Annotated in this window: 18 protein-coding genes; 9 read left to right on the top strand and 9 right to left on the bottom strand. The window is 36.5% G+C overall.

Features of this window, described 5'->3' with window-relative positions; all coding sequences use genetic code 11:
* The first annotated feature begins 66 nt into the window (after positions 1–66).
* On the top strand, positions 67–636 hold the full coding sequence (locus H9655_RS10390) for a nucleotidyltransferase family protein (RefSeq protein WP_191813647.1): 570 nt from the start codon (positions 67–69) through the stop codon (positions 634–636).
* A gap of 37 nt (positions 637–673) precedes the next feature.
* On the opposite strand, the gene H9655_RS10385 is transcribed toward H9655_RS10390, so the two are convergent.
* The 4 genes from H9655_RS10385 to H9655_RS10370 form a co-directional block, all read right to left on the bottom strand.
* Positions 674–1,270, bottom strand: a complete 597-nt coding sequence (locus tag H9655_RS10385) for an ABC transporter permease (RefSeq protein ID WP_404826087.1) — start codon at positions 1,268–1,270, stop codon at positions 674–676.
* Between the two features lie 102 nt (positions 1,271–1,372).
* Positions 1,373–2,221 (bottom strand): ABC transporter ATP-binding protein, encoded by an 849-nt coding sequence (locus tag H9655_RS10380; protein ID WP_191813645.1) that lies wholly within the window; start codon positions 2,219–2,221, stop codon positions 1,373–1,375.
* A gap of 95 nt (positions 2,222–2,316) precedes the next feature.
* Positions 2,317–3,504, bottom strand: a complete 1,188-nt coding sequence (locus tag H9655_RS10375) for a LytTR family transcriptional regulator DNA-binding domain-containing protein (protein ID WP_191813642.1) — start codon at positions 3,502–3,504, stop codon at positions 2,317–2,319.
* A 519-nt stretch (positions 3,505–4,023) separates the two neighbouring features.
* Positions 4,024–5,586: a Vga family ABC-F type ribosomal protection protein gene (locus H9655_RS10370; RefSeq protein WP_191813640.1), complete on the bottom strand. Its 1,563-nt coding sequence runs from the start codon at positions 5,584–5,586 to the stop codon at positions 4,024–4,026.
* A gap of 496 nt (positions 5,587–6,082) precedes the next feature.
* Between H9655_RS10370 and H9655_RS10365 the strand changes: the two genes are divergently transcribed.
* A complete protein-coding gene (locus H9655_RS10365; RefSeq protein ID WP_191813638.1) occupies positions 6,083–6,541 on the top strand; it encodes a chemotaxis protein CheX in 459 nt (152 codons plus the stop codon).
* Here H9655_RS10365 and H9655_RS10360 read toward each other — a convergent pair whose 3' ends face one another.
* Positions 6,542–6,889 (bottom strand): hypothetical protein, encoded by a 348-nt coding sequence (locus H9655_RS10360; RefSeq protein WP_191813636.1) that lies wholly within the window; start codon positions 6,887–6,889, stop codon positions 6,542–6,544.
* A 142-nt stretch (positions 6,890–7,031) separates the two neighbouring features.
* Positions 7,032–8,081 (bottom strand): lactonase family protein, encoded by a 1,050-nt coding sequence (locus H9655_RS10355; RefSeq protein WP_191813634.1) that lies wholly within the window; start codon positions 8,079–8,081, stop codon positions 7,032–7,034.
* Positions 8,082–8,353: 272 nt separating this feature from the next.
* Between H9655_RS10355 and H9655_RS10350 the strand changes: the two genes are divergently transcribed.
* The 6 genes from H9655_RS10350 to H9655_RS10325 all read left to right on the top strand — a co-directional run bounded on the left by H9655_RS10350 (position 8,354) and on the right by H9655_RS10325 (position 13,533).
* Entirely contained in the window at positions 8,354–8,866 is a 513-nt protein-coding gene (locus tag H9655_RS10350; RefSeq protein ID WP_191813632.1) for a YbaK/EbsC family protein, read from the top strand.
* A gap of 311 nt (positions 8,867–9,177) precedes the next feature.
* The gene (locus H9655_RS10345) at positions 9,178–10,341 is read left to right on the top strand and encodes a beta-ketoacyl-[acyl-carrier-protein] synthase family protein (RefSeq protein ID WP_191813630.1); all 1,164 of its coding nucleotides are present in this window, start codon (positions 9,178–9,180) and stop codon (positions 10,339–10,341) included.
* A gap of 1 nt (position 10,342) precedes the next feature.
* A complete protein-coding gene (locus tag H9655_RS10340; protein WP_191813628.1) occupies positions 10,343–12,067 on the top strand; it encodes an ATP-binding protein in 1,725 nt (574 codons plus the stop codon).
* 123 nt (positions 12,068–12,190) lie between these two features.
* On the top strand, positions 12,191–12,778 hold the full coding sequence (locus tag H9655_RS10335) for a TetR family transcriptional regulator (RefSeq protein ID WP_191814010.1): 588 nt from the start codon (positions 12,191–12,193) through the stop codon (positions 12,776–12,778).
* Positions 12,779–12,859: 81 nt separating this feature from the next.
* Positions 12,860–13,219: a DMT family transporter gene (locus tag H9655_RS10330; RefSeq protein ID WP_191813626.1), complete on the top strand. Its 360-nt coding sequence runs from the start codon at positions 12,860–12,862 to the stop codon at positions 13,217–13,219.
* Complete coding sequence (locus H9655_RS10325; RefSeq protein WP_191814008.1) at positions 13,219–13,533, top strand: DMT family transporter; 315 nt, start codon at positions 13,219–13,221, stop codon at positions 13,531–13,533. The genes H9655_RS10330 and H9655_RS10325 overlap by 1 nt, the downstream gene beginning before the upstream one ends.
* 189 nt (positions 13,534–13,722) lie before the next feature.
* Here H9655_RS10325 and cydS read toward each other — a convergent pair whose 3' ends face one another.
* The 3 genes from cydS to H9655_RS10315 are packed head-to-tail and all read right to left on the bottom strand — an operon-like array spanning position 13,723 to position 16,228.
* On the bottom strand, positions 13,723–13,842 hold the full coding sequence (gene cydS / locus H9655_RS22885; protein ID WP_404826086.1) for a cytochrome bd oxidase small subunit CydS: 120 nt from the start codon (positions 13,840–13,842) through the stop codon (positions 13,723–13,725).
* An 18-nt stretch (positions 13,843–13,860) separates the two neighbouring features.
* Complete coding sequence (locus tag H9655_RS10320) at positions 13,861–14,886, bottom strand: cytochrome d ubiquinol oxidase subunit II (RefSeq protein ID WP_191813624.1); 1,026 nt, start codon at positions 14,884–14,886, stop codon at positions 13,861–13,863.
* Positions 14,876–16,228 (bottom strand): cytochrome ubiquinol oxidase subunit I, encoded by a 1,353-nt coding sequence (locus H9655_RS10315; RefSeq protein ID WP_191813622.1) that lies wholly within the window; start codon positions 16,226–16,228, stop codon positions 14,876–14,878. Before H9655_RS10315 ends, H9655_RS10320 begins: the two co-directional genes overlap by 11 nt.
* A 332-nt stretch (positions 16,229–16,560) precedes the next feature.
* On the opposite strand from H9655_RS10315, the gene H9655_RS10310 reads away from it, so the two are divergent.
* On the top strand, positions 16,561–17,439 hold the full coding sequence (locus H9655_RS10310; protein ID WP_191813620.1) for a YitT family protein: 879 nt from the start codon (positions 16,561–16,563) through the stop codon (positions 17,437–17,439).
* The last annotated feature ends 278 nt before the right edge of the window (positions 17,440–17,717 follow it).

Raw genomic sequence — 17,717 nt, 5'->3', positions numbered from 1 at the left:
TAAATACACTCTTATATAAGATATGATGTTAGTTGCTTTTTAATCAATAAAGGTGGTAGTCACTCGATGATTATTTATGAAAAACAGTTGAAAGAAATGTTAGAACAAAATGAGGAAATGATTCGTTTATTATATTGTTTATCGGATTTAGATCTACCCTTTGATTATTATGTAGCTGCGGGATGTGTGGCGAATACCGTGTGGAATCGATTATCTGGCAACGCAATCGATTATGGCATATCAGATGTCGATCTTGTTTACTATGACAAGGAAAACCAATTGAGCGAAAAGGAGTTTCAGCGAATATTAAGTGGTCTGCTCAAGTCGTTTCCGTATCAATTAGATATAAAGAATCAAGCGAATGTCCATTTATGGTACGAGGAAAAATTTGGCTTTGCAATTCCTGCTTATACAAGTGTAAAAGAGGCAATTGCGAGCTGGCCAACAACAGCTACTGCGGTGGGGGTGAAAATGGAGAAAAATAAAAAGATGACTGTATATGCCCCTTATCATTTAGATGACCTGTTTAGCATGAAGGTTGTACCGAATAAAGTAATCGTCACGAAGGAGATATATGAGTGTAAGGCAAGGAAATGGAAAGCGAAATGGCCCCATCTTGTCGTATATGATTGGTGAGGTCGGGGATGGGTAAACATGCCCCGGCCCCGTTACCTTAATCAAATCTACGGTTCTTATAAATGACGATGGTGAGTAGGAAGGAAACGGCTACCCACAAAAATAAAATGAACAAATTCATGAGGATATCAGCCGCCCCTTTACCGTCACTTAAACCAAACCAAATCTGGTTTAATTGTTCATTAGGTAACAACTCGATTATATTGATTAATGTAGCATTCTCAACCATTGGTTTGAACATGGAGCTCATGCCGAATATAACTAATACAGGCATACCGATAATGCTTGTTTCCATGACTGTTCGTGAAAGCAGACCAAGAATCGTTCCTGTTGCAAGGTAAAACACTAAGCCTAATAAAATGCTAAGAGAAAAAAGTAGAAGGGATGGGACTGCGTATCCTGAAAAAATAATTGATCCGATAATAACAAGGATGGTCATCAGTCCAGACAATGCGCTTTTTCCAATCAAGATTTCTAATGTACTGGCAGGAGATAATAACAAGCCCCTCAAAGTATTTTTCTCTTTTTCTTCTGCAACCATCGCAGCTTGGATAAAGGCACCAGCAATAATCAGTGCGAGATTAATTGGATAAGTAGAAAGGACGGTTGTTGCTTCATTCATTCGACCTAACATTGCGGCAAAAACTAATGGAATCGCTAAGGTGAAAAGAATATATGAATTCCTTTGTAAATCTTTCCAATCCTTAATAAATATCGCGTTGACACGTTTAAATGATCATAATAATTTCCTCCCCGTTAATTTTACAAATACATCACCAAGTGTTGGCTCATCTGAATGAATGGATACGATTTCTCCGACTTTCATATAGTTATATATTTCTTTTGCACCTGCTTCATCTTTTTGCACAACCACTTTACGGTTGTCTCGCAATAATAGGGAGATGGAAGAAGTGCTTTGTTGTGTTTTAATATTCTCTGGCGTATCCATTAAGCTGACTTCTCCATTATGTAAGAATGCCACTCGATCACAAATGGTCTCTGCTTCTTGCATATCATGGGTGGTTAAAAATATTGTTGTTCCTTCTTGGTTTAGCTTTTTAAGTCCTTGGTGGATATGCATCGTGTTAACAGGATCCAAGGCGGAAGTAGGCTCATCTAAAAAGAGTAATTCCGGTTGATGAAGCATGGCTCTAGCTAATGTCACTCGTTGCTTCATTCCTTTTGACAGTTTTTGCACGATTTTTTGACTTTCTTCTATTAAATTTACCGTCGCCAGCACTTCAGCGATTCTTTTTTTCTCTACTTCATATAAATCACAATATAATGCGAGATTATCATATATACTAAGCCTTTCGTATAAGCCACTATTATCAGTTAATATACCAATTCTCTTCATATAAGTAGGATCTTTTAGTTTAGCAATTGGCTCTCCGAATACTTTGACTTCTCCAGCGGTTGCATGGAGTTGAGCAGTTAGGATTTTGATTGTTGTTGTTTTACCCGAACCACTCGGTCCTAAGAAACCAATTGTTTCTCCTTTTTTTACTTGAAAACTTACTTTCTTTAAGGCTAGTTGATTTTGAAAAGACTTTTCAAGGTCTCTTACTTCGATGACATTTTCCATTTAATAGGCCCCTTTTCGCGTTTTGCATTTCTTGTCTCCATATTAGCTGTGAAAAGGGATAAATACAGTAATATTAAGGTGAAAAGAGCCTATATTTAGATGAATGGAAGCCATTTAGCGGTGAATGGAGCAAGGAAAGTAGGTGAAAATAGGGTGTCATTCGTTGTTAGGCTCAAGGTGGTAAACAACTTATATGCCCTAATCTCTTTCAACTCATTTAATTTTCCTTTTGATAATGGAATCGAACTCTTTTTTGCGTCATCGAGAATGAGGCTATAACTATTTCTCGTCCAAGTAATGACTTCTCTCACTTTCTGCAAATTAACAATATAAGAACGATGACAGCGGAAGAATCCAAAAGGATGCAGTCTTTCAAATAATGTATTGAGCGTAAGGGCACAAGGAAAACTTTCACCATTTACATGTAAATGGGAAATGCCGTCATTACTCTCAACGTAAACAATTTCAGTCGGATCAAAAAGAATGATTTTGTCATCCACTTTTGCAGGGATTTTTTCAAGACGCAATGGATTGTTCATGTTTTGGATCTTTTCTGAAGAAGGTGAACCGGCTTCTTCGATAGGCAATATCTCTTGTTGCGGCTGTAATTCTTCCTTTTCGATATCTTGGTGACCGTTCTCTTCATCCATGACCTCGATTTTTTTTAGGCCGTGCTCATTTAAACGATACACAATATCCGTCATTGATAGTGCACTTTCGTAATTGTTAGTAATGATTAGTGCCACTTTACCCTGTTTTTTATGGTCTTCTAATACTTTCTGTAGTGTGATTTTACTTTCTATATCAATGTTTTGGTCGGGTTCTTCCAAAATAAGCAAATCTGGTTGATGGAGGATTGCCCTTCCTAAATGCAGCCTTTTCTTTTCAGAAAAAGTAAGTTTACTAATCTTCGTATTGCCCTTGTCTATTAAGTTTATCTTTTGTAATAAAGTATCTATTTCTATATTGACGTCATGTAGGTTCTTATAAAAGGTTAGAAATTCTCGGGGAGTTAACCGGTCGTAGAGGGCATCGTCTAGTAGAGAGAGCCCAATTCTATTAGATAAGCTTTTGAAATGCTTATTTAACTCTGTATCTTCCAATAATATTTGTCCATTTGAAATGTGGTTCTTTCCGATCATCATCATGATGAGATGTTTGCCCACATCGTTATGACATTGGAGTGCGACAATTTCATTTCTATGTAAAGTTAAATCGAATTTAGGGAAAATAATTGTATTTCCGATTGTTTTTTCAAGTTGATTCATCTGCAATAGCTTCATGTCGACACCTCATGGTAGATTAGTATTTTACATTGACTCTACGATTTCCGTTAAAACAAGCATAAACGATTTGAAGAGGAGGGTGATGAATGTCGTATTTCTAAATAGTTAAATATACCTTAATTGGATTTTACAGGATTTTATAACTGATTAAAAGTGGGAATAGTAAAATGATGAGGCTTTATATGAAAAAAGAAGGAGGTTGGGACATAAGTATTCTAGCTAATGATTTATCCGAATGATTAGAAGTCTAGCATCTAATCATTCGGTTTTTTTGAGTGATTTGAAACCTTATATGAAAAGAATAGTGAAATGGAGCGGAAGACACTCGACTCCTGCGGGAAATAGAGGGAAAGCTGAGATCCCACAGGCAATGCCTTAGGAGGCTCAGCCCCTCCCCGCGGTATGACTGTAGCGCAATGGAACGGACTTTTTTTCAAATGATGTTTTAAGATCAATTTGTTATTGTTCTTTTTTTGAGGTTAGCTCATTTAGTTATGTCCCGCCTCGTTCTTTGACTTATTGCCATTTCTTTTTCTGTTGTAGAAGTTGCTGGAATTCCTTTTCTAGCTCCTCTGTTGGCTCGATACTTAATCGTGATAGGACTTCTGTTATTTTTGTTTCGATGAGTAAACGTTCTTCCTCATGATTATCCCTCTTCACCTCTGGTACAAATGATTCATAAGCTTCGTGATTGCCTCTGAATACTTCAATTTGTTTATTTTTAATAATCAGTAACCTGTTTGCTACCTTATTCGTCAGACGGCGATCATGAGAGACGAAGAGGATGGTTCCCTTATATTGCAATAATAGTTCTTCTAATGCTTCTACAGCTTCAATATCGAGAAAATTTGTCGGCTCATCTAGCACTAATGTATTCACTTCACTCACAAGGATTTTGGCTAATGCGACTTTCACTCGTTCGCCGCCACTAAGAAGTGCTACTTTTTTATATACATCGTCTCGGAAAAAGCGTAGCCTCGCAAGTATTGTACGAATAATCGTTTCTTCTTGAATAGAGGTTTCTTTAACATTTTCTATAATCGTTTTATCCTTTTGCAGGATATCTAAGTTTTGACTAAAATAGCCAATTTTTAAAGAAGGAGAGACAGTCAATTCTTGCCCTTGCAAAATCTTTTTAATCAAGGTTGTCTTTCCAGAGCCATTAGGGCCAATAATCGCCCATTTTTCTCCTCCGCGAATTTGAAAAGAGGCGGGTTCGAAAAGCAGGTGATCATCTATTTTTCCTTTTAGGTTTTCCGCTCTAATAATAATTCGGTTCTTCGTATTTTTTTCATTAGGTAAGGTCATTTGTAAAGCCGGGAGATCCTTTATTTTTTCTACTTTCTCAAGCTTTTCCAATCTTGTTTCAATTGATTTAGCCGTTTGTTGCAGCTTTTTTTGTTTTTTAGCAAAGTAAGGCTTTGATCCCGTGATCCGTGCTTCAGAAGAACTTAAATTTTTTGGTTTTTTAGTTGCTCTTTCTGCCTTCTTAGCCTTCAAGGTGAGGGCATTTTCTAATTGTGCTTTTTTCTGTTCATATTGTTCGTAAGCTTGCTGTTTCTCTTTTAATGCTAATTCTTTTTGCTGCTTATATTGCGAGTAATTACCAGAATAAATCTTTATTTTCTCCTCATCAATTTCCCAAATTTTTGTACACACACGATCAAGAAAAGTTCGGTCATGCGAGACTAGAATAAGAGCACCTTGCCAATGCTTAAGAATCTTTTCTAACCATTCAATATGTGAAGTATCCAGATGAGTCGTTGGTTCATCTGCAAGTAATATTTCCGGGTTTTTAGCTAGTGCTTCTTTTATATATTGTTGCGTTGTTTCTCCACCACTTTTGTATTGATCATCGTGTTTTAATTGTGGTAATAATTCCATTGTGCCGTTGCGGGTGATTTGACCATCTTCGGCAGCCATTTTTCCTACAAGTGTATCTAAAATTGTCGTCTTTCCCGTTCCGTTCCGACCGATTAAACCAATACGATCGTTTTGGTGTACAGTTAGTCTCTCGGCAGTAGCTAATAGCCGGTCACCTACAGTGATTTTCAAGTCAGTGGCTTCTAATAATAGCATATGGATCTTCTCCTCTCGTTTTAGGGAGACAGATTCTCGAAAAAAAATGCCCCCTATTTCTTCAGAATAGGAGGCATAAAGGTACACAAAAAAAGTGGGAGAAATCCCGCGGGTAACCTTATGAAGTGCAATCCTATTCTGAAAACATTGTTTGAAAGCATAGCAAAATAAAGCGTTCCTTTACTCATTACCTTCAATTGTTTGTTTTCGATAAATAGGATTCTTACTTCATTGACTTAGAGTCACCCTTTCGCATTTAATAATATTATCATACTTAAATGGATAGAAATTGTCAAAGTTCTGTGTTTTAATGTTTGTTGAAAAGGGAATAAAATAAGTTAGATTTTATTGATCCATTCATGTCTTAATTTAAAATAGTTATTTTCACTCATGCACTTTCGGTTTTATCTTGTCTTTTTTAATGGAAAATATAGCAAAAAAACCAGGTGTAATATACTATGATACTATCAACTATTTTGATGTGGGGTGACCGGCAATGGAAAAGGTCTTACAGGATAAAGAAAAAATGAACCTTTTATTAAAAGGTGTCCAGACTTCAATTGGACAGCTAATTCCCATGAATCATGAATTAGTGAGCAGGTCTGAGCTAGAAGGTTCATTCCTTGTTCGATATGGGGTATTCATCGGTTTCTCAGGGGACATATCCGGTAAATTGTTCATTGGTGGTGATCGTTCACTTTTTTCGTTGCTGGGAGAATCTATGTTTGGAGTGGAATTAGAAGGTGAAATGTTAACATCTTTCAGTGGAGAACTAGGGAATATGATTGCTGGTGGTTCAGTATCAGCCATTGAAGGGAAGGGAATAGAAGTAGATATTACCTCCCCGACAATATTGGATGGTCATAGCTTTATATCAGGGTATACGAAAGGATATATTCTTACATATAACTTACCAGATCATGTGGAACTTTTTGTCCATGTTTTAATTGATTAACTATTGTTGATACGATAAGTATTCATATTCATCTAATGGAGTGGCTTTAATGACTTCCTGCTCGTCGTTTCTATAAACCTCGAATTGTTGATATTTTTCAACAATGACATCATCTTTATAAACCGTGTCCACTAATTGCAGTTCTAACGTAGGGACTAACCCATCAAGTTCCGTTTCATCAACGGTTTGACTTACTTCTTCGTTGTCATTATTCTCATTAATAACCGGAAAATAGGGATACTTACTTTCTCTTTCGTTCTCATGGTGGAGGATTGAATTAGGGGATTCGGCTAAGGAAACAAAGCAAATAATGATGGCTACTCCAACTAGATAAACAACTTTATTCATCATTTCTCCTCCTTAAATAGTCTCCTATCTTAGCTTATGCATGTCCTATTAATGATAGAACGTTAATAAAGTCATTGCCTATTTATAGAGGGCATAACAAAAAAAGGGCTATTCATTAGTAGAATGCCCCTTTTTATTGCACTTATAGGTGCTGAGGTAAAAACTTCACACAAACTGGTTCAGGGACAGAAACATTTTGTTGCAATAATTGAAGGTACCCTGATTCAGTGTCTCGTTTAAATAGTGTTAGATTATTTGATCGTTCATTGGCTGCAATTAAGTATTCTTCTGTTGGGTCTAATACAAAGTCACGTGGCCAATCTCCATATGTCGATGCATGAGCAACAAAGGTTAAATGCAAACGGTCTTCTGTAACTGCAAATATCGCAATTGAATTATGGCCTCTGTTACCAGCGTATAAAAATTTGCCGTCTTGAGAAAGGTGGATGGCGCTGCCTTGGTTGTTTGCTGAAAAATCCTCGGGTATCGTCTTATAATAAGAAGCTTCTTTCAATTCTCCTTTCTCGGCGTCATATTGAAGTGTAATGATTTCTGAGCTAAGTTCAGTCATGCAGTAGGCCCATTTCCCATTGGGATGAAAGGTGATATGTCTTGGCCCAGAGCCTGGCTGTGTGGCTAAAGTAAAATGGGTGGTGAGTTGATCCCCATCTCTATGATATAGAATGATTTCATCTGCTCCTAAATCGACGGCGACGACATACTTCTCATCCGGTGTGAGTCCAGCAAAATGAGTATGTGGTTTTTCTTGGCGCTCATGTGGTCCCGAACCATGAATTTCTTTTGTAGTTAGAAGGTTTTTAATTTCCCCGTTTTGTAGTCCATAATAGTCAACCGTTCCTTTATGATAATTGGCACTCAATAAGTATTGACTCTTTTGATCTAAACTTACATGACAAGGCGAGGCACCTGGTGAAAGATGTTTATTTAATAAAGTGAGCCCATGATGTCTGTTGTTTAACTCATAAGCGGCGACACCGCCTAAATCTCCTTCTTTCATTACAGCGTATAGATGTGATTGATTCGAACTGACCGTTAAATAAGTTGGGTTTTCAAGTTTTGCAGCAAGTTCGATATTTTTAATTTGATTATCCTCTAATTGGAATGAGTAAATGCCTTGGCTATCCTTTTTCGTATAGGTACCAACATAGCCCGTGTAAGTAGTTGGTGTCATAAGTATTCCTCCATCATTTTATGTATAGCCTTACTGTATCATATTTGCACATGAGATTGAAAAGCAGACATAAGGAAAAAATGTTGTTGGAAAGGGAAGGATCGAGTTAAATGTATGGGAAGGGGAAAGTAGAAAAAAGTAATAGATTGTATCCCAAACAACCTGATTTTAAGATTTGTATGTTTTTTGAATTTTTAACAAATACATTTGCTTTTACTTGTTAAAGAATGTTATCCTTTTACATTATATTGACAGGAGGCCGCGGAAGAATTATGTCACTTGAAAGTGTTAAAGCTCACTTAGAAAAATACGGTAGAGATAAAGATATATTGGAGTTTGATACGCCGAGTGCAACTGTTGATCAAGCTGCCGAAGCAATTGGTGTTATTCCAGCGAAAATTGCTAAAACTCTCTCTTTTAGAGGTGAGGGAGAAAAAGCTCTACTAGTTGTTGCTGCAGGTGATGCAAGAATAGATAATAAGAAATTTCGTCATACATTTGGAATGAAAGCGAGAATGCTCTCAGCTGAAGAAGTGCTTGACCATACAGGGCATATGGTAGGCGGTGTCTGTCCATTTGGATTGGCAAAAGAAATGAATATCTTTCTTGATGCATCCCTAAAGCGTTTTGAAATGGTGTATCCAGCATGTGGTAGCATAAACTCAGCAATTGAACTAACTTGTGAGGAATTATATCAATATGCAGGGGCAAAACAATGGGTAGATGTAACAAAAGATTGGCATGGCGAGGCTCGAGAACAAACTGCGGCTACAACGGAAAATTGATTGTATATGATGTAATGGGAGACGGAGAGGTACTTGCCTAACAAAGGTTGGTACCTTTTTTTATGTAGAAAAGAATTCAAATGATGAAGTGATGCCTCCATTGGAGAATCTTAACAATTCGCAAAGTTAATAAGGTGAAAAATAGTTTTATTTCTTTTTTTTAGATGAAAAGACCTAAATTTACTTCGTGTTCTTATGTTACTATAGTACTATTCGTGTTGTGTGAACGGGTTTAGTCATGAATGAAACGTATCTTATTTTCTAGATTAATAGTAAGATAAAGGTGTATATATGCAAAAGGGGTTGCATTTATGGGAGTTGTTGTCACTGGAATGGGATTGATTGGCCCAAACATTACATCAATCAAAGATTTTTCAAATATATTAAAAGATAAAAAAACGATATTAAATAGAGAAGAATTTAAAGGTGAGCACATTTTTACTGGCAGAGTAAAAGGGGATGAAATGAGCTACCCGTATTTAAATGCGCATAAATTACCAAAGTCAGCGCAAATGCTCCTACATGCAACAGATCGGGCAATAGAAATGGCGCAGATTCAACCGAGAGATTATGCAACTGCTATCATTGTTGGCTCTTCTGGTGGTGTAATAACAGAGGTTTTTAACCATTCAATAAAGTTACACAAAGGGAAAAGGATGAGTCCGTATGCCATTGGGAATATGAATGGCCATACATTGGCGAACTGTTTAAGTACTTTCTTGCAAATTGAAGGTCCAACCTTTTCTTTAGCAAATAGTTGTACATCTAGTTTAGACGCCATTCATATGGCTAAAATCCTTCTGCAGGCAAATGAGGTAGATGTGTGTATTGTCGGTGGGGTAGACTCTACCATTAACGATTTAGTATTGTCTGGTTTTCTGCCACTGAAAATTATGCAAACGGGAGAGACATTCATGGGTCCCTTTTCAACAGGCGAGGGTTTTGCTATGTCTGAAGGTGCAGGGGTATTAGTATTGGAATCAGAGGAAGTTGCGGTTAAACGAGAAAAAGAGATAATAGGGTATTTAACGGAATCTAGTATGTTCCAATCCGCTTATTCCTCTTACATTGCTGATCCAGAAGGTCGGGCAATGGTTAAGGCTGTAGAAAGAACGATTAAGAAAGGGATGCCGACTTATATTAATAGTCAGGCGTTAGGATCCCAATTAAACGATGATATTGAGGCAATGGTTTATGGAGAGTTTTTTGTAGATAAAGGCGTGCCGATTACTTCTATAAAGGGGAATGTTGGTCATGCGATGGGAGCATCGGGCATGTTTCAAGTAATGGCCGGTTTAATTAGTATACAGGATCAGTTTATTCCGCCAACCGTCAGAGTAGATGTTGGTAAGTATGAGCAGCTTCCGGTTGTTGATGAAGTGATGCATTGCCCAGTGGAACAAGTACTTGTTACTTCACAAGGCTATGGTGGAAACAATCATGCTGCCCTTTTCTCTAAGGTAAGGATGACATAAGATGGAGTTTGTTTTATTATTAACTGTTTCTTTCATCCCCTTATTTATTTCTGTATCGATCTTATTCTATTCTAAAACCTCCTTAACAAAAGCTTTGTCCATTTTCCTCTTACTATTGTCGTTTTGGCAAATGGATATTGCCTTTCTTTATGCTGAACAGTTTCTGTCTTTACAAGTGATTGATTTGTTGTTCCGGATTTTAAGGATGGGTCCGATTTTCATTATGCCAACGATGTATTATTTTTCTTACTATTTAGTAAAAGAAAATCCTTTTTTGCATCGATTTGGGATAATGTTTAATAAATCGGGCATGTGTTTAGTTATGATGATTAGTATCATTACGTATTTGATAAACTTTACTTCACTTGGAGTCGAATCTTACAGATTTGTTGAAGCGGGGGACATTTCACCTGCCCATTGGATTCCAATTTATGGTCCTTTGAATTTTACGTTTATCATTAATGTTTTACTTGTTTTTATTAATTGGTTTTTCCTGTTTATTGTCACATTACATTTAAAAGGTGTTTATTATAGAAGCTTTTACTTACAATTAGTCATAGCAGCAATGATTATTTTTATTAATGGTGTTATTAGTGGTTTTTCTTTTGCTCCGCTTTATTTCTCTAGTTTTAACTCAATCATTGCAGCCTTAATTTTATTTTTAGGTTTTTTTCAAATGCAATCGCAAAGAATTCGCAATATCAATATTGAGTTAATTAAACAGAGTGAGCTATTAGAAGAAATCATGGATATTAATCCTAATTATTTGCTTGTTACGGGTAGTGATCAGCGAATTGTGAAGGTGAATCGCTCCTTTTGTCAATTATTTAATGAGAGAGAACATACTTTATTAGGGAAAAAAATATCTACACTTATACACTTTTTGCCAATGATTGCATATGGGTTTGAACAACCTTACCGCTATACAGATTATAAAGGAAAAAATTATTATATTCAGTGGGGAATGAAGCAGCTATATCAAAATTCTGGGCAATCGTTCACCATCTTTTTTGGTAATGATGTAACAGAGCAGAAGAAGAATGAGCAGTTGCTTCTTTCATCAGAGAAAATGAAAGTCATTGGTGAAATGGCTGCGGGTGTAGCGCATGAAATAAGAAATCCATTAACAACGATTCGTGGTTTCATACAATTGTTAAGAGAAAGAAACCCTGACTCGACCTATGAGAGAATTCTTATTGAAGAAATTGATCGGATTAATCAAGTATTAAAAGAATTACTAATTTTAGGGAAGCCTGAAGCTAAATCTGATGAACTAGCTTCTGTTGAACCATTTGATGCAGTTGATGAAGTGAAGAATATTAACCTTCTATTCAATGCCATGGCGACAGAGGAAGGGAAGAAAATCCAACTTACTAACAAATTAATGCAAAAGCAAAATATAATGATGGATAAATCTCATTTCAAACAAGTTATGATTAATATTATTAAAAATAGTTTGGAAGCCATTCGTGAAGGTGGTAAGGTTAAAATTGTTTTAGATGAGCACAAAGAGTATATCCGTATCCGCGTCATGGATAATGGAGAAGGAATCTCTAAAGAAAGATTAGCTAGGATTGGCGAACCGTATTTCACAAGTAAAGAAAAAGGAAACGGCATTGGCTTAACGATTTGTTTTAAAATAATGAGCGAAAATAAAGGGAAAATGTTTGTAAAAAGTAAAGAAAGATATGGAACAGTTGTAACAATGCTCTATAAAGCAAACTAAAAAATCCGAGGGCAAATGGAGGTGGTTGAATATCCTTTGTCTTCGGTTAGAAGCTTTTTGAAATTGACATTTCCATAAAATCACTTTAAAATGAATGATATTCAGTCATATTTAAGGAGTTTGATAATGGATAAAAAAGAGCGTATTGTACATGCAGCAATTGAAGTTTTTCAAGAAAAGGGTATAGAAAAAACTAAAATTGCAGATATTGTCAAACTAGCAGGTATTGCTCAAGGGACATATTATTTGTATTTCCCATCGAAACTTTCTGTTATGCCGGCAATTGCAGAAGTGATGGTAGAAAAATTAATTGCCAGAGTACATCATGAAGTAAATAGTGAAGCGATATTTGTTGATCGATTAAAGCAACTGGTGGATAGCATCTTTTTATATACGAGTGAGTATCGAGAAGTGCTTGCTTTAGTATATGCTGGCCTTGCTTCTAGCGAACATATTCGTCAATGGGAGACGGTTTACCAACCATTTTACGAGTGGATTAGTCATTTTTTGCAGACGGCTAAAGAAGAAGGAGTCGTACGTTCCAATCTTAACATAGAAAGTACAGCAAAGATTTTGATTGGATTAGTGGAATCGGCAGCGGAGCAAATTTACTTGTATGATCACACAGATGAAGACAAAGCAAAGCAACAAAAAGAAGAAGTGCTAACCTTTTTAAAATGCGGTTTAGGATATCAACCTTCTGCTAATTAACTTATGATTTTTGGAATCTAAAAAAATCTCAACAGTGGTGGGTTTTTGATTAAAAAATGACTGAAATTCAGTCAGTTGGAGATGAGAAAGATGAATCAATCTTGGGTTTATGTTATTTTAACGTGTTTATTTGAACTAGTTTGGGTTTTTGGCTTTAATACAGCGTATCTTTGGTGGCATTGGGTCCTTGTAGTCGCTGTGATTTTATTAGATTTTCACTGTTTATCAAAAGCATGTGAGAATCTACCAACTGGCACCGTTTATGCTATTTTTGCCGGAGTTGGTACTGTAGGGACGTCTTTAATGGATGTTTTTCTCTTCAATGGAGAAATGGGGTTAGCGAAAATAGTCTTTATTTTATTCATTTTAGTTGGTGTTATCGGTTTGAAGCTAGCTGATAATCAAATAGAAGAACATAGTAGGGAGGATCAAGTAGCATGATGGGCTGGATTCTTGTGCTTTTAGCAGCAATAAGTGAAATTACTGGTGTCATTGGGTTAAAAAAATATAGTGAACAAAAAACAATTCGGAATGCTGTCATATATATGGGCGGATTTGGAATATCCTTTGCGCTACTGTATGCCTCCTTTCAATATTTACAAGTGAGTATTGCTTATACGGTATGGATTGGGATTGGTACAGCAGGGGCTGTTTTACTTAGTATGTTCCTATTCGGAGAACCAAAAAGTAAAAAACGTATCATCAGCGTATTGTTTATCATTGTCGGCGTCATTGGTTTGAAGGCGACTTCATAATATCGGTGCAAGGAGGAGGAAAGGGATTTGGGGATTATAACCCTTTGGGTGCGCATATAAAAATGCGCACCCAAAGGAGTAATGACTGTGCGGGGGAAATTCTATAAGCAACTTTTCCCCTTCTTTCTCCTTTATTTTACTAACCAATGTAAGTGAAGCCAGAGTGAAATAATTAGATCCATTGTATGTCTACAAACGATTATCTTTATGGTTAACCACTGATCGATCATATAAAGCAACGCGAAAGCCGATGATAATGGATAGTAAGATAACAATAAACGGCGCATAAAAAATAATAAATGAACTCATCTAAAATGATCTCCCTTCTTAAACATGACTATCATTTCGCCCTTCTACATACTCCTTATTAAATAAGAAAAGCCGCAATAAAAGATAGAGCGATGGTAGTAGCAAACCTAAACCGGCTATAAAGGCAATGATTAAAGCGATTGCCATAGCTTCATTTGTGAAACTATCAAATATTGATAAATGGGGATACAGTAGATACGGATAATGTGAAATACCATAAGCAAAGAAGGCAAGGTAATATTGTCCGCATAATAAAGTGAATGCAAGTCCATAATTTTTTCTCTTATATATGAGGATAAACGTCCCTATGAAAAATAGTACAGACAATGCAAACATCCACCATAAATCAAAAAGTCGTTCAAAATGCTCTGGGTTGTGGAACTTTAACTCAACGATGATCCCAATTGCTGTAATGAGGGAGGGGATGGCCCATATTAATGCATATTTCCTCAATAAAGTAGTTGCCTCTTCGTCCTTGGCATAATGGGCATACCATGTTAAGAAAACAGCTGAGATATAAAGAACTGCTGTGATACTGAGTACAACAATGCTCCAGGTTAGTGGGCTTGTGAACAGGGAGGCTATATCCAACACAGGTCCATTTTGTTCGATTGAAATAAAGCCGCCTTCAGAGATGGTAAAGACAATCGAAAGCGAGGCTGGTATCAATAAGCCAGATAATCCATAAACGTATGTATACCTCTTAGGCATACGTTTTCCATATGTTGAAAAAGCATAATAAGAACCACGAATCGCTAATAAAATGGTGGCTAAGCTAATCGGCACTAACAGAGTGGTCCCATAATAATAAGCTGTTTGTGGAAAAAACCCAACGATACCGACAAAGAAAAAGACGAGAAATACATTGGTGACTTCCCATACCGGGGATAAGTAACGTTGAATAATTTTATTTAAAATATGTTGATTGCCTCTATATAAGCTGTAGGCATTAAAAAATCCTGCGCCAAAATCAATAGAGGCAACAATCACGTAACCGAACAAAAACAGCCAAAGTACAAAAATACCGATTATCTCAAGAGTCAAAAGTGTCACCGCCTTTTTCTATTTTTCGATCAGCTAATTCTTGTTCAACCGTGTTTCTTTTGAACATACTTGTGAGTACGTAAATACTTCCTGCACCGAGCAAGAGATATAAACAGGCAAACAGAACAAGCATCCAGCCTACATGTTCATTGCTCGTTGCCGCTTCAGCTGTTCGCATTAATCCATGGAGAATCCAAGGCTGTCTACCTACTTCTGTGAACCACCACCCCACTTCAATGGCGATCATTGAAAGTGGTCCGGAAAGCACCATTGTCCATAAAAACCATTTGGCATGGATAAAGGACCAATTCCTCATCAGCCCAATAATATACAGTAGGGCAATGAAAATAAGGAGCATACCTAAAGTCACCATAATATCGAATAAATAATGAATATATAAAGGTGGCGTAACATCTTCATCAAACTGATCCAAACCGATGACTTCGGCAAATGGATTGCTGTGTGCAAGTATACTTAAAGCGTAAGGAATACGAATCGCATACTTAATCTCTTCACCATCTAATACACCATACAGAATAAGAGGCGCATTTTCTTCTGTTTCAAAATGCCACTCGGCAGCGGCAAGCTTCTCCGGTTGATATTCTGCTAAATATTTTCCAGCGAAATCACCTAAAAGGGCGGTGGTGATGGAGAAAACGAGTGCGAGTTTTAAAGTTAGATAAAGTGCTTTTTTATGATAGAGATGGGTTGAACCTCTAAGCATACGATAAGCAGCAATACTAGCAAGTATAAACGCTGAAGTCATATATGCCGTACTTAAAACATGTGCCACCTTTGTCGGCATAGCTGGATTAAACATGGCTAGCAATGGAGAAATATTAACAAGCTGTCCATCGACAATATCAAACCCTTGTGGTGAATTCATAAAGGCATTGACCACAGTAATAAACACTGCCGAAAATGAAGCACCTAAAGCAACAGGGATTAGCAATAGTAAATGTTTTTTTTGATTTTCAAATCGATCCCATGTATATAAGTAAATACCAAGAAAGATCGCCTCAAAGAAGAAAGCAAATACTTCCATAAATAATGGAAGAGCAATAATATGTCCTACTAGTTCCATAAAGCGTGGCCAAAGAAGAGAAAGCTGCAAGCCGATGGCAGTTCCTGTTACAACGCCAACTGCTACGGTAATGACGAATCCTCTTGCCCAGCGACGAGCCAGTAATATGTAATGATCATCTTGCTTTTTAATTCCGATCCATTGGGCAATCATAATCATTAGTGGGATTCCTACACCAATAGTTGCGTAAATGATATGGAAAGTTAATGTTAACTCTGTCAAAGCACGGCTAAATAAAACACTTTGTTCACTAGCCAATTGAATCCCTTCTTTCGTTATTTTCTTTTATATTTAGTGGAATAAGCGCCCTAGGATGGATAAGCCGAGAATAAAGGCGATTGAAAAGGCTAAGAAAATAAGCTTTGTCTCCTGTTTTTTATACATTTTTGTCTCCTCCTTTATTTCAAACTAAGTTTGCCCATAATATGGGATATTATTAAGAATCAGACAGAAACTTTGTTATAAAGGATGAGAATAATTAAGTTATAATAGAAGTAACTGTTTTTAGGGGTAAATTTTTCGTTAGAAAGGGATGATAGGGAATTTATTCTATCTATGTATCAATTTGAAAAAGTAAAGAGGAGATTATGATGGAAACAAAGAGTAAAAAGAAAAGTAAACAAAATATATTAAAAATGGTGATGAGATGTCTGATTGTCATTATAGGTGGTTTTATCGCTGCTTATGGACTAGAGGCGGTCTTGATTCCTAATAATGTATCAGATGGAGGCGTTACGGGTATCAGTATTGTAGGTTCGCAACTATTTGATATCCCATTAGGTGTTTTAATCGCAATTCTTAATATACCTTTTGTTTGGTTAGGTTATAAACAAATTGGTAAAACATTTGCCATTTATTCAATTATTGGTATTGCTTCTTTAGCTGCAGGTACAAGCCTTATGCATCATATACCAGTCATTATTCAAGGTGATACACTCCTTGTCACAGTTGTAGGTGGGATTATTCTTGGTTTTGGTATGGGGTTAGCTTTACGTAATGGTGGGGCACTTGATGGCATCGACATGCTTGCTGTGCTACTTTCACGAAAACTCCCATTCGGAACAAGTGATTTAATTCTATTCCTGAATTTATTTGTCTTTATTATTGTTTCTACTGTATTTGGTCTGCAGGGCGCGTTCTTATCTGCGATTGCTTATTTTATTGCAAGTAAAGTGATACATATTGTTGAAGAAGGTTTAAGTGGTTCGAAAACATTTAAGATCATTACAACAGAACCAGTCACTATGGTAGAAACCATTCGCGACCGTCTTGGACGTAGTGCTACGTACAAAGAAGCGTATGGCGGTTATTCGCATGAAAAGTTCATCGAAATTACTTGTGTCATTAACCGTTTAGAGGAAAGCAAAATGAAAGAAATCATTTCGGAAATTGATGAAGAGGCATTCGTCACCGTTTACGATGTAGCAGAAGTTAAAGGTGGAAGTTTTAGGAAAACGAACATTCACTAATTCATTTTTTTTACTCATCCTTAACCAAACTTGACCGTTTGGGGGGATGAGTTTTTTCGTTTTAGAAATAAAAGAAATTTCAGTGAAAAAGTACCCTACATAAATGAGAATTCTTAATATGAACGGATCTTCTATATAGAGTATGACAATTTATATCGTATTTAAGTATTGATTAAGAGAAGGCTAGTTGATTATAACGCTTTTAATTAACGGAAAATTATAAAAACATTACGCTGTTTATGCAGGGAATGAAAGGGTAAAAGGGAAAATAGTAGATA

It is taken from the genome of Cytobacillus stercorigallinarum (genome assembly GCF_014836495.1).
Classification (GTDB): Bacteria; Bacillota; Bacilli; order Bacillales; family Cytobacillaceae; genus Cytobacillus; species Cytobacillus stercorigallinarum.
The sequence above is the reverse complement of the archived record's forward strand: the minus strand, read 5'-3'. Positions and strand labels throughout refer to the sequence as shown.